Source organism: Kitasatospora sp. NPDC023176 (assembly GCF_055560495.1).
Genome location: NZ_JBVHIP010000038.1, coordinates 38,656 through 50,427, shown reverse-complemented (window position 1 = coordinate 50,427; position 11,772 = coordinate 38,656). Strand labels below are relative to the sequence as shown.

At 73.6% G+C, this 11,772-nt stretch carries 13 protein-coding genes; 9 read left to right on the top strand and 4 right to left on the bottom strand.

Going from position 1 to position 11,772, the window contains the following annotated elements; translation table 11 throughout:
• Window positions 1-195 precede the first annotated feature (195 nt).
• Both ACZ3YL_RS35210 and ACZ3YL_RS35205 read left to right on the top strand, forming a co-directional pair.
• On the top strand, window positions 196-870 hold the full coding sequence (locus ACZ3YL_RS35210) for a thiol:disulfide interchange protein DsbA/DsbL (protein ID WP_465661441.1): 675 nt from the start codon (window positions 196-198) through the stop codon (window positions 868-870).
• A gap of 108 nt (window positions 871-978) precedes the next feature.
• On the top strand, window positions 979-1,854 hold the full coding sequence (locus ACZ3YL_RS35205; RefSeq protein WP_188303955.1) for an alpha/beta fold hydrolase: 876 nt from the start codon (window positions 979-981) through the stop codon (window positions 1,852-1,854).
• A gap of 18 nt (window positions 1,855-1,872) precedes the next feature.
• Here the strand turns inward: ACZ3YL_RS35205 and ACZ3YL_RS35200 are convergent, their stop codons facing one another.
• Together ACZ3YL_RS35200 and ACZ3YL_RS35195 are read right to left on the bottom strand one after the other, a co-directional pair.
• Window positions 1,873-2,619: an SAM-dependent methyltransferase gene (locus ACZ3YL_RS35200; RefSeq protein WP_465661438.1), complete on the bottom strand. Its 747-nt coding sequence runs from the start codon at window positions 2,617-2,619 to the stop codon at window positions 1,873-1,875.
• A 42-nt stretch (window positions 2,620-2,661) separates the two neighbouring features.
• A complete protein-coding gene (locus ACZ3YL_RS35195) occupies window positions 2,662-3,801 on the bottom strand; it encodes a glycosyltransferase (RefSeq protein ID WP_465661487.1) in 1,140 nt (379 codons plus the stop codon).
• 66 nt (window positions 3,802-3,867) lie between these two features.
• Between ACZ3YL_RS35195 and ACZ3YL_RS35190 the strand changes: the two genes are divergently transcribed.
• Window positions 3,868-4,638 carry a glutamate racemase gene (locus ACZ3YL_RS35190; RefSeq protein WP_188303957.1) on the top strand — a complete coding sequence of 257 codons (771 nt, stop codon included), beginning with the start codon at window positions 3,868-3,870 and terminating at the stop codon, window positions 4,636-4,638.
• A gap of 392 nt (window positions 4,639-5,030) precedes the next feature.
• Here the strand turns inward: ACZ3YL_RS35190 and ACZ3YL_RS35185 are convergent, their stop codons facing one another.
• On the bottom strand, window positions 5,031-6,284 hold the full coding sequence (locus ACZ3YL_RS35185; protein WP_223242032.1) for a polysaccharide deacetylase family protein: 1,254 nt from the start codon (window positions 6,282-6,284) through the stop codon (window positions 5,031-5,033).
• 340 nt (window positions 6,285-6,624) lie between these two features.
• Here ACZ3YL_RS35185 and ACZ3YL_RS35180 point away from each other — a divergent pair, with 340 nt between their 5' ends.
• Together ACZ3YL_RS35180 and ACZ3YL_RS35175 are read left to right on the top strand one after the other, a co-directional pair.
• A complete protein-coding gene (locus tag ACZ3YL_RS35180) occupies window positions 6,625-6,894 on the top strand; it encodes a hypothetical protein (RefSeq protein WP_188303958.1) in 270 nt (89 codons plus the stop codon).
• A gap of 194 nt (window positions 6,895-7,088) precedes the next feature.
• Window positions 7,089-7,577, top strand: a complete 489-nt coding sequence (locus ACZ3YL_RS35175) for an NUDIX hydrolase (RefSeq protein ID WP_465661435.1) — start codon at window positions 7,089-7,091, stop codon at window positions 7,575-7,577.
• A gap of 10 nt (window positions 7,578-7,587) precedes the next feature.
• Here ACZ3YL_RS35175 and ACZ3YL_RS35170 read toward each other — a convergent pair whose 3' ends face one another.
• Window positions 7,588-8,127, bottom strand: coding sequence for a PTS-dependent dihydroxyacetone kinase phosphotransferase subunit DhaM (locus tag ACZ3YL_RS35170; RefSeq protein ID WP_465661433.1), 540 nt, complete (start codon window positions 8,125-8,127; stop codon window positions 7,588-7,590).
• A 431-nt stretch (window positions 8,128-8,558) separates the two neighbouring features.
• On the opposite strand from ACZ3YL_RS35170, the gene ACZ3YL_RS35165 reads away from it, so the two are divergent.
• The 4 genes from ACZ3YL_RS35165 (at window position 8,559) to ACZ3YL_RS35150 (ending at window position 11,772) form a co-directional block, all read left to right on the top strand.
• A complete protein-coding gene (locus ACZ3YL_RS35165) occupies window positions 8,559-8,804 on the top strand; it encodes a DUF397 domain-containing protein (protein WP_188303966.1) in 246 nt (81 codons plus the stop codon).
• 778 nt (window positions 8,805-9,582) lie between these two features.
• Window positions 9,583-10,077, top strand: coding sequence for a hypothetical protein (locus ACZ3YL_RS35160; RefSeq protein ID WP_188303961.1), 495 nt, complete (start codon window positions 9,583-9,585; stop codon window positions 10,075-10,077).
• A 66-nt stretch (window positions 10,078-10,143) separates the two neighbouring features.
• Window positions 10,144-10,227, top strand: a complete 84-nt coding sequence (locus ACZ3YL_RS35155) for a putative leader peptide (protein WP_350516047.1) — start codon at window positions 10,144-10,146, stop codon at window positions 10,225-10,227.
• Window positions 10,228-10,578: 351 nt separating this feature from the next.
• Window positions 10,579-11,772, top strand: a complete 1,194-nt coding sequence (locus ACZ3YL_RS35150; RefSeq protein ID WP_465661431.1) for an acyl-CoA dehydrogenase family protein — start codon at window positions 10,579-10,581, stop codon at window positions 11,770-11,772.

Sequence of the window (11,772 nt, the reverse complement as noted above, 5' to 3'; positions counted from 1 at the left end):
TCCGCGGACCCGGGTGTCGACGGATGCGGGTGTCGACGGATGCGGATGTCCGCGGACCCGGGTGTCGACGGATGCGGGTGCCGACGGACGCGGATGTCCACGGACGCGCGGCCGGCTACGCCGTTCGAGCGAATCCGGGCCCGCCGCCCCCTGTCGACTCGCCGGTAACGGGACGCCACCACCACACTGCCCGGTGTGAACTCGAAGTCGCTGCTGCGGTCCACCGTCCTGCTCGCCGTCGCCGCCGGGATCGCCGCATCCCCCGTCCAGGCTGGTGCGGTGGCTCATCAACCCCCTTCCGAGGGCGTCCAGTTCGTCAAGATGGACCGCCCGCAGCCGGTGCGCGAGAGCGCCCGCACCGAGGCCGTCGAGTTCTTCTGGTACGACTGCGGCCATTCCCAGGCGCTGGAACAGCCGCTGCAGGCCTGGGTCGAGCGGCACCGCGCCGACGTCGCGCTGCGCCGGGTCCCGGCGATCTGGCCGGGCGGCCCGGAGGAGGGCGTGCAGCGCGCCCACGCGCGTCTGTACTACACGCTGGAGCGCCTCGGCCTGGTCGAGCGGCTGCAGACCAGCGCCTTCCGCTCGATCCACACCGACGGCGCCGACCTCACCACCGAGGCCGCCGCCACCGACTGGGCGGTGCGCCACGGCGTCGACGCCCAGCAGTTCCGTACGGCCTACCGTTCCGCCGACGTGCGTCAGTCGGTGGACGACGCGGCCGCCCAGTTCGTCCGCTACGGCATCAACGAGCTGCCGACGGTGGTCGTCCAGGGCGAGTACCGGACCTCGCCGACCAAGGCCGGCGGCGTCGAGGCGATGCCCGAGGTGCTCGACTACCTGGTGCAGCGGGAGCAGCTGCAGACGCACTGATCGTCGGCTCCGGCAGAATTCCACCGGTGCTTGACGACGGTTCAGCTCGCTCGCGCCGGATCCGCAGCAGGCCTTGCCTAACCATTTAAATCCTGTTTAATGGTTAGCATGAGCGAGCTGACGATCCCGCACGTCCACCACCGCCACGTCGACCTCGACGGCCTGCGCGTCTTCTACCGTGAAACCGGCCCGGCCGACGCCCCCGCCCTCCTGCTGCTCCACGGCTTCCCGTCCGCCTCGCACCAGTACGCCCGGCTGCTCGACGCGCTCGGCACCCGCTACCGCCTGATAGCCCCCGACTACCCCGGCTTCGGCCACAGCGACAGCCCCGCGCCCGACGCCTTCCCGTACCGCTTCGACACCCTCGCCGACGTGATCGAGCGCTTCTGCCTCGCCCTCGGCCTGGACCGCTTCGCGCTGTACGTCTTCGACTTCGGCGCACCCGTCGGCCTGCGCCTGGCCACCCGCCGGCCGGAGTGGATCACCGGCCTGGTGGTCCAGAACGGCAACGCCTACCAGGAGGGACTCTCCGACCAGGCAAAGGAGTTCATCGCCCAGCGGCGCGGTGTCCCCGGCGCCGAGGCGGCCGCCCGGTCGATCCTCACCCTGGACGTCACCCGGAGCCAGTACGAGGGCGGCACCGGGGACCCGAGCCTGGTCGCCCCCGACGGCTGGACCCTCGACCAGCACTTCCTCGACCAGCCGGGCCGCAAGGACATCCAGGTCGAACTGGCCCTCGACTACTTCTCCAACGTCGAGCTGTACCCGCAATGGCAGGCCTGGCTGCGGGCCGATCAGCCGCCCACGCTGGTGCTCTGGGGGCGCAACGACCCGTTCTTCACCGAGGCCGGCGCCCGCGCCTACCTGCGCGACCTGCCCGACGCCGAACTGCACGTCTTCGACACCGGGCACTTCGCCCTGGAGGAGAAGCTGCCCGAAATCGCCCCGCTGATCGACGACTTCCTCGCCCGGACGCAGAAGTGACGCCGCTCATCGGGGAGTTCAGTCGCGTCGCAGCAGATAGGTGACGAAACCGAGCGTCCCCCGATAGCCGTGCAGCCACCCGGCGCGGTGGTGGTCCGCCGCCTCGCGGGCGGTGGCCGCGTCCGGGTGCTCCGGGTGGTCCAGTGCCCACTCGGCCAGCGAACCCGTCCAGGCGAACTCGTAGTCGTCCCACTCCCGCACCGTGCTGACGTGCGCGTCCACCGGCGTCCAACCGCCCGCGCGCACCCGGTCGGTGGTGGTCGCCAGGTCCGCGAAGTCCTCCGGGGCGGCGCCCAGCCCGTCCAGTGCGGCCGGGGAGGGTGCCCGCTCCCAGAACCCCTCGCCGACCAGCAACCGCCCACCGGGGGCCAGGAGTTCACCGGCCGCGGCGAGGGTGGGCAGCAGCCCGTCGAAGGCGTGGGTGGCGCCCACGCAGAGCACCAGGTCGAAGCGCTCCCGGTCGGTGAACTCCCGGGCGTCCCGGTGGTGCAGACCGATCCGGCGCACCACGCCGAGCGCGGCCGCCGTCTCCCGGGCCCGGGTCAGCGCCGCCGCGTCCACGTCCACCCCCACCGCGTGCCAGCCCGGTCGCGCGGCCAGTGCCCGCAGCAGCCAGGCACCCTCGCCACAGCCGAGGTCCAGTACCCGGCCGGACTCCTGCCCGCCGAGCGCCCGCTCCAGCAGCCGGGCCACCGAGCCGTCCCCCAGCGGCGCCGCGATCGGACGGTGGGCATGGGCGAGCCGGGAGATCTGCTGACGGTCCATCCGAGCAGTATGGGCCCGCCCCGCCCGCCGTGCCGGGCTTTTTCACGCCCCGGAATACGTCCGGCCCTTCCAGGCTGCACCCCGCCCCTGCCAGTGGTGCACCGCCGAGTCCACCGTCATCAGCAGGTACAGCGAGGCCGTGAACGGCAGCAGCAGCACGGCCACGGCCGGTTGCCGGTAGTACCGGACCATCGGCAGGTACGTCCCCGCCATCAGCGCCCAGGCCGCCCCGCCCGCCAGCGCCACCGGCGCCACCCCCGCCACCAGCCCGGCCACCGTCGCCACCGGCGGCACCAGGTACACCAGCGCCAGCCCCAGCACCGTCCCGAGCAGCAACAGCGGCGAGTGCCGCAACTGGGCGTACGCGCTGCGCGACACCATCCGCCACAGCTGCTCCAGTCGGGGGTACGGGCGGACACTGTCCACCTCCCCGGCCAGGCCCAGCCAGGTGCGCCCGCCCGAGGACTTCACCGCCCGGGCCAGCGACACGTCGTCGATCACCGCCCCCCGGATCGCCGCCACCCCGCCGGCCCGCTCCAACGCCTCCCGACGCACCAGCGAGCAGCCGCCCGCCGCGGCCGCCGTCCGGGCGCCCGGGCGGTTGCTCCACCGGAACGGGTACAGCTGGGCGAAGAAGTACACGAAGGCCGGGACGACCAGCCGCTCCCAGCCGGTCTCCACCCGCAGCCGGGCCATCTGTGACACCAGGTCCAGCCCGTTGGACTCGGCGGCGGCCACCAGCTCGGCCAGCGAGTCCGGGCCGTGCGTGATGTCCGCATCCGTCAGCAGCAGGTACTCGACGTCCGGACCGGCCAGTTCCACCCCGTGCCGCAGCGCCCACAACTTGCCCGTCCAGCCCTCGGGCAGCGGGGGAGGGGTGGTCACGGTCAGCTCCAGCCCGTCCAACGTGCGCAGCTCCGCCGCCACCGCTCCGGTGCCGTCCGAACTGTGGTCGTCCACCAGGATCACCCGGGCCCGCCCCGGGTACTTCTGCGCCAGCAGCGTCAGCAGGCTCACCGGCAGTACCGCCGCCTCGTCCCGGGCCGGCACCACGATCGCCGCCTGCGGCCACCGCACCGGCGGACGGCGCGGCGGCAGGCGGACGTCGGTGCGCCAGAACAAGCCGTGGCAGCACGTCAGCCAGAGCCAGACCAGCAGGGAGAACGCGGCGATCCACAGCAGCACGGTCACCCCGGCAGTCTGCCGCAGATCGGGCCGCGACCGGCGGATCGACTAGAGTCTCACCCCGTGAAGATTGCACTGATGGACTCCGGAATCGGCCTGCTGGCCGCCGCCGCCGCCGTTCGGAAGCTGCGCCCCGACGCCGACCTGGTGCTCTCCTCCAACCCCGCCTCGATGCCGTGGGGGCCGCTCACGCCCGCAGAGGTCACCGAACTGGCCCTCGGCTGCTGCCGCGCCGCCGCCGCCCTCGAACCCGACGCCCTGGTGATCGCCTGCAACACGGCCTCGGTGCACGCACTCGACACCCTGCGCGCCGAACTCGAGCCCGGCCTGCCCGTCATCGGCACCGTCCCGGCGATCAAGCCCGCCGCCGCGGCCGGCGGCCGGGTCGCCATCTGGGCCACCCCGGCCACCACCGGCAGCGCCTACCAGCGCGGGCTGATCCGCGACTTCGGCGGCACCGCCGACATCACCGAGGTCGCCTGCCCCGGCCTCGCGGACGCCGTCGAGCACGGCGACGACGACGCCATCACCGCCGCCATCGCCGACGCCGCGGCCCGCACGCCGGAGGGCACCGACACGATCGTGCTCGGCTGCACCCACTACGAGCTCGTCGCCGACCGGATCCGCGCCGCCGTCGCCCCCACCGCCTCCCCGGCTCTCAGCTTCCACGGCTCCGCCGACGCCGTCGCCGCCCAGGCCCTCCGCCGGGTCGCCGACCCCGCCCGCACCGGCGCCGCCACCCTCACCGTCCTCCACGCCGGCATCCCCGCCACCCTCCCCACCACCGCGACCCTCTATCCCCAGGGCCTCACCCTCACCCCGGTCATCGCCTGACCCACCCGGCAAGGCCGGGGCCCTCGGCCCGCCGCACCCGTACCCCCTCGAAGGCCCACCCCGCAGGCCGGGGCAGCCCGAGGTGATCCCTGGCCCGGCCGATGGGCACCGGAAGTCGGCCGGACCGACTTCTCGTGCAGCGCGGCTCGGGCCCCCGAGGTCGGTCGTGGTCGCGGGCGGGGCCGGGCACGGTGCCTGCCTGGGCGGCACGAGCCCGGCCGGATTCGTGGCTGCGCAGCAGAAGTCGGCCTGGCCGACTTCCTATGCCCCGCAGGCACCCGGAGTGGCCGCATCAGGTGCCCCGCCGCCCGGACGGCACGCTGCGCGGGAAGTCGACCGGCTCGACTTCCCGCGCAGCGGCGCTGCCGGTTCCTGCGCAGTGGCGCCGGCGGTCAGGCCACCTCGTGGCGGCGCCAGCGGCGGTAGGCGGGTTCGAGGCCGGAGAGGATGGTGTCGAAGCGGCGGGTGCTGGTGGTGGAGTCGACCTGGAGCCGGCTGATCTGGAGCGGGTGGGTGGGGAGGCGGGGGCCGAGGCGGTGGTCGGAGAGGAAGCCGAGGCGGTAGCCGAGTTCCTGCAGGACGGTTTCGGCGCGCGCGTCGTGGCCGCCGTCGGGGTAGGCGAAGGCGATCGGGGGTTCGCCGAGCCAGTGGGTGAGGGCTTCGTGGGCGCCGGTGATCTCGGCGCGGACGGTGACGTCGTCGCAGCGGCCGAGGCACGGGTGCCCCTGGGTGTGGTTGCCGATGGCGACTCCGCCGTCCCGGAGGGCGAGGAGGTCGGCGGGGGTGAGCTGTTCCTGGCGGGGCGGCCGGCGGTCGGCGCTGACCCGCAGTTCGTGCAGGCTGCGGCGCCGGTCCGGGTCGGGCATGGCCTTGAGCCGGGGGAGCAGCTGGGAGGGGTGGCCGCAGTCGAGTGAGCGGGCGCGGCCGCCGTGGCGGGCGAGGAAGTCGGCCTCGTGCCACCAGAAGGGGCGCTCGGTGCCGATGAGTTCGGAGATGACGAAGGCGGTGGCGGGGATGCCGCGCGCGTCGAGGGCGGGCAGGGCGTGGGTGAGGACGCTCCGGTCGGCGTCGTCGAAGGTGACCAGGACGCTGCGCGGCGGCAGCGGCCGCCGCTCGGTGACGGCCTGGAGGACGGCCGCCAGCGAGACCGGGGTGGCGAGCCTTCGCAGCCGGTCCAGCTGGGCGCCGAAGGAGCGGTGGTCGGTGACCCCGTGGTAGGCGAGGACGGCGAGTCGCTGGGCGGCCCGGGCCCGGAACAGCGGTTGCACGGGGGCGAACCGCAGCCATTCGCCCCGTGCGTCCTGGTGTTCCGTCTCGGTGTGCGTCGCGTCGACGTGCTCGGCCCCGACACCGAGCGCGTCGACACCGGGCGCCTCGATGTCGGGCGCCTTGGCGCCGACCGGCCTGGCACCGACCGACCCGGTGTCGAGCGCCTCGGCACCGACCATCTCGGCGTGCTTCGTCTCGAGGCGCTTGGTGTCGAGTCGTCTGGTGGTTTCGAGACGCTTCGCCTCGATGACCGGTCGGGACCGGCCGGCGCCGTGGTGGTCGGATGCGCGGCCGGTGGGTGGCGCCAGTGCCCGGACCCCGGGCATGGGCCTGGTGCGGGCGGTGGAGGTCGACGGGGTGGACTGGGTCTGCGGCAACGGTTCCCCCTTGGTCGCCGAGCGGCGTGGCGGTACCGCCGGAGGACGGAGCCCGGCCTCCGACTCCAGGGGGCGGCGGCTCCGCTCCCTGGGTATTCCGGTTCTCGGTGGGGGGTCTCACCCGTCCCGTGAACGGCTCCTGGATCACTCGATGCCATTGAGACCCCTGCACCAGGCGGATGGTTGTACCGGGGGGACGAGGATTTTTCGTGGACTGATTGTGGAGCCCGCACACGTGTCCGCAGGGCAGGAGCACCCCCGGACGGGCGGTCGCGCAGGGTGCGCGGGGCCTCACTCCCTGCGGGCTGCCCCGGTGGCGGGCCCGGGGTACCTTGGGCTCATGGCAGATGCGGACCGTGACCCCTTCCACCTGCACGGCGCGACCCGATGGACCCGCGCGTGCAGCGGTGGAGCCCTGGTCACCCACCGGATTCCGCTGGCGGTGGCGGGTGTGGCCTGTCTGGTGCTGGGCATCGTGGTGGCCGTGATCGTTCCGGACAGTGACGGTCCGGCCTGGGCGATGGCGGTGGCCGGCTGCCTGGCGACGGGTGTCCTGCTGCTCGGCCGGATCGTCTTCGGGGTGGTCCGTCGGAGGGGTGCCGCGCTCTGATCGCGGCACCGGCGTTCACTCCGCCGGACGCTTCGCCGGAGGCCGGATGCGGCTGATCAGCAGATCGAACGAAATTGGTCAGAACGACCGAATTTCATCTCTTCTGACAATTGCCCGCGTTGGTGTTTCACCATTCCCTGACAACGGCTTCCTCCCCCCGCTACTCCCGGAGATGGCTCGATAGGCTGCGCCGCATGGCGATTCCCCCCTTTCTCCTCGAACTCCGCTCCCTCGTGGGCACCCGTCCGCTCTGGCTGAGCGCCGTTAGCGCCGTCGTCCTGGACGACCAGGGCCGGGTACTGCTCGCCCGCCGCGTCGACGACGGGCGGTGGGCGTCGGTCGGCGGCATCCTCGACCCGGGCGAGCAGCCCGCCGACGGCGTGGTGCGCGAGTGCCTGGAGGAGACCGGTGTGGAGGTCGTGCCGGAACTGCTCGCCTCGGCCACCGCCACCCCTCCGGTCACCTACTCGAACGGCGATGTGACGCAGTACCTGGTGCTGACCTTCCGCTGCCGGGCGGTCGGCGGCGAGGCCCGGGTGAACGACGACGAGTCGCTGGAAGTGGGCTGGTTCGCGCTGGACGAGCTGCCGCCGATGATCGACTCCGAGCACGTCCGGCTGCGCCACGCGCTGGAGTGCCAGGGGCCGGCGGTGTTCACCCTGGAGGGCCGGGAGCGCCCGTGACCAGCGGGGTTCAGCCTTTCTGCTGCCGGTAGGCCTCCTCCGCCGCGTCCAGCACCGCGGCGAGGTCCCCGCCCGCGGTGGCGGTCGCGGTCGCGGCCACCGCGCCCTCCACGAACGGCGCGTTCGCGAACCGGACCGGGAACGGCAGCCCGTGCTCGTCGGCTTCCGACAGCAGGGCCAGGACGGTGGTGACGGCGCCGCCGAGGTCCGCGAGCACCACCACACCGTGGCCCTGGTCGACCCGCCGGGTGGCGGCGGCCACCAGCACCGCGCTGATGCCCGGCCCGTCGGCCGGGTCGCCGCCCGTCGAGGCGACCGGTGCGGGGGAGTCGGATCCGGTCAGCGTGAGCGCCAGCGAGCGTACGGCGGTGGCCAGTTCCCGGCTGTGCGAGACCAGGACGATTCCGACCCGGCCGTGCGCCGAGGTCCGCGCCGGGGTCGGCCGGGGCAGCGGGGTGGCCGAGGGCGGGGTGCGCGGAGCCGGCGGGTGGGCCGAGGGGGCGTCGGAGATGGGGATGACGTCGGCGCGGGTGCCGTCCCGGCGGCTCATCGGCTGCTCCCTGAGGCGAGTTCATGGGTGAATTCACGGGTGAGTTCATGGGCGGGGTGTCGGGCGGGGAGTGCGGTGGTCCTCGGCGGACCGCGGGCGGAGCGCCGAAGTCGTAGGTGGCGTACGGGCTTTGCGCGGGCGTCCGGCGGGGGCGTACGGGCTTCGTACGGTCCGTCCGGCCCCGCCGGGCACCAGCCCGCCCGGCGGGGCCGGTCCGCACGCGTCCTGGCAGATCCTGGCAGCTGCCCGCCGCCCCGCCGGTCGGGACACGCCCCACCGCGTCCCGAGCGCTTCTTCGGCGGCCCTCCTCCCCGGCCGGGGGAGTCCTCGTCAACCCGCTGACCGGGGCGGGGAGGTGTGGCTAGGCTGACCGTGGAATTCCGTCGGGAGGAGATCGGTCAGTGGGAGTCAACAGCGGGACGGACACCGGGGTGAACGTCGGTTCAGTCGGCACCGAGCCGGAGCTCGCGCGGAACGGGAAGCCGAAGGTGGACTTCACCGGGGCCGAGTGGCTGTGCAGCAGCCAGGGCGTCGGGGACGTCCAGATCGCGTTCGTGGACGGGTACATCGGGATGCGGGACGGCCGTCAGGAGGACGGGCCGGTCCTGGTCTTCACCCCGGCCGAGTGGCGGGCCTTCGTACTCGGCGCCCGGGACGGCGAGTTCGACCTCACCTGAGCCACCCGCGCGCCGTCCGGGCGCGTCGCGGAGCGGCCCGAGCTGCGGCAAGGCGTGCAGCGTCGGGACGCTCCGCAGGTGGTTCCGGGGGCGGTGCCGACGCGGATTTCGGCACCGAACATCACAACTGATGATCTATTGAGCGTGCCACGTCAGAATTTCTGTTGACTGTTAGACAAACGCAGCTCAGAGTATGAGCACAGGCAGACGCCGTGCCCACCGCCCCCACGCGGCCAGACACGGCGCCTGCTGTGCGGCCCGGCGGTTGCCAGGCCTACCTCCCAGTCATCCCCTGCGCACCGGGGTGCGTCGGCCGGTCCCGGCCCACGAGGGGCCGGCAGTCGCCGGGAGGCTGGTGCCGAAGCCGAGAGCGACTCGGAGGCGGCACCGTTTGCTCGGGACCCGCACGCCCCCACGCGGCGGCGTCCCGAGCAGATCCACGGGAGCGACGGGCCGGGGCCCCGCGGATCTGGCTCTTGTTGCACGGAACTGCAATGGAACTGTTGGCTTGTGTGTTGTGCTGTGTGCGACGACGAAGCTGGGTGCTCGGCAGTTCGGCACGAAAAGTGCACAGTGAGGGAAACGCGTGTAGGGCCGCGTTGCGACATGCCGTCCCCCCGGAGGGTGAAACCCAGAACGGCTGTCGTGCTGAACCGAACGTAGCCCGGACGGTTGCTCAGAGTCAACATTGGTCTCTGAGCGTCGACCTCCAGCCCGTCCCCCGTCGGTGTCCCACCCGCCTCGCGAGTGTGGTGTGCCGGACACGTACGATGTTCCCATGTCTTTTCTCCGCCGTCGCTCCGGACAGCCCGCCGGCCCGGACTTCGACGTGCTCGCGATGGACCCGGGTGACTGGCCCGGCGACTTCGGTGCGGCCATGATGACCGGCCCGGACGGCTCCTGCCAGGGGATTTTCCTGCGCTACGACCTGTTCGGCGGCAGAGGCCCGGCGATGTTCATCGGCAACCTCCCCGAGGGTTCGCCCGCCCGGGAGACCGGTGACGACGTGCCCTTCGAGGTGCGGCAGCTGCTCGCGGCGCTGGAGAACGACGAGCCGGTCGAGTTCGTCTCGGCCGAGGACTTCCCGGTCATGCTCGGGGACGACCTGCTGATCGTGAAGAAGGTCAAGACCAGCGAGGAACGCGTGTTCTGTGCCCAGTTCGGCCGCAGCGACGGCGTCCTGGTCACCATCGCGTCCTGGGACCGACCGATTTCGGACGACCTGTATCAGCTGCTGAAGCCGCTTCCGGCCGACATGTTCCAGCAGGGCTGACCCGGGCCCGCCCGGGGCTCGGACACTGCTTGACGGTATCGATCACCGGTTCGTACAGTCGCGAACATGCCGTGCCGTCTCCCGCTGTTGACCCGTCGCAGGCATCTGGATCTGTGCCGGACCGCCAGCGCGGTGTGTCCGGGCCGCTGAGGGGGGATCTCGCCCCCCCATGGCGGCGGGCGGCCGACCGGACCGGGTCGGCGCCGAATCCGGGAGGGCCGTGGGTCGGCCTCCGGGGCCGCCGGCCGGTTCCGCGCGCCCCGTGGCGTGCCGTCCACACCCGCTGAGCCCATGCTGCCGCCCGGAGGCACCAGCACCATGACGACCATCGCCGCAAACGATCGTTCACCGAATGATCGCCCTCGAACCGAACCGGCGGATTCCGGTCATTCCGCGCCGACCGCCCCGCCCGCGCGACCGACGGCCCCCGCACGGGCTGCACGGCCCGCGGCGCCTACCCCTCCCGCGACGACCGCGCCGACCGTGACGCCTGGGGCACCCGTGGCACCCGTGGCGGCCGAGGCGACCCTGACGCCCGCGCCCGAGCGCTCGGCGGTCGAGGCCGCCCTGGCCGGTCTGCCCCGGGTGGTCGACCTGCTCGCCGCCCGCGCCGAGGAGCACGACCGCGACGCGACCTTCCCGTACCAGGGCATCGAGGCCGTCCACGAGGCCGGGCTGCTCACCCTGACCGTCTCCCCGCGATACGGCGGGCCGGGCGGCACGCTCGCCGACACCGTCCGGTTGCTGGCCCAGCTCGGCCGCGGGGACGCCTCGGTGGCCGTGGTCACCGCCTTCACCCTGCTCCAGCACGCCGAACAGGCCCGCCGCGCGAGCTGGCCGACGGCCGGCTACCGCCGGCTGCTCACCGAGTCCCGGCGCGGACCGGCGCTGGTCAACACCCTGCGGACGGAGCCCGGCGGCCGGCCGGACGACCTGCCCGGGACGGTGGCCCGACGGGACGACGAGGGCTGGCTGCTGACCGGCCGGAAGACGTACTGCACCGGCGCCGAGGCACTGGCCTGGATGGCCGTCACCGCGCGCACCGACGAACCCGAGCCCCGCATCGGGACGTTCCTGGTCCGCGGCGAGAGCGAGGGTCTGGAGATCGACCCGACCTGGGACCAGCTCGGCCTGCGGGCCAGCGCCAGCCACGACGTCGTGCTCGACGCGGTGCGGGTCCCGCTCGAACTCGGGCTCGGTCTCCGCATACCCGGCCAGGAGGACGCCGCGGAGGCCGAACTCGCCCGCGCCTGGCACGACCTGGCCCTCGCCGCGGTGGCGGTCGGGGTCGCCCGGGCCGCCGAGGCCTGGCTGGTCCGCTTCCTGAACCAGCGCACTCCGGCCAATCTGACCGAACCGCTCGGCACCCTGCCGCGCTACCGCTGCGCCCTCGGCGAGATCGACGCCCAGCTGATCGGCGCCGAGGAACTGCTCCACGGCCTGGCGCCCCGGGTGGACCGGGGCGAGCCGGACGCCGTGGCCCGGACCGGCCCGGCCCACCTGCTGGCCACCCGGGCCGCCACCGCGGCCGTCCAGCAGGCCGTCGCGCTCACCGGCAACCCGGGGCTGAGCCGGCGTCACCCGCTGGAGCGCTACCTGCGGGACGTGCTCAGCAGCCGGGTGCACCTGGCCGCCGAGGAGGCCGTCCTGGACGCCGCAGGCCGGGCCGCCCTGGCGCGCGGCGCCAGGGCCTGA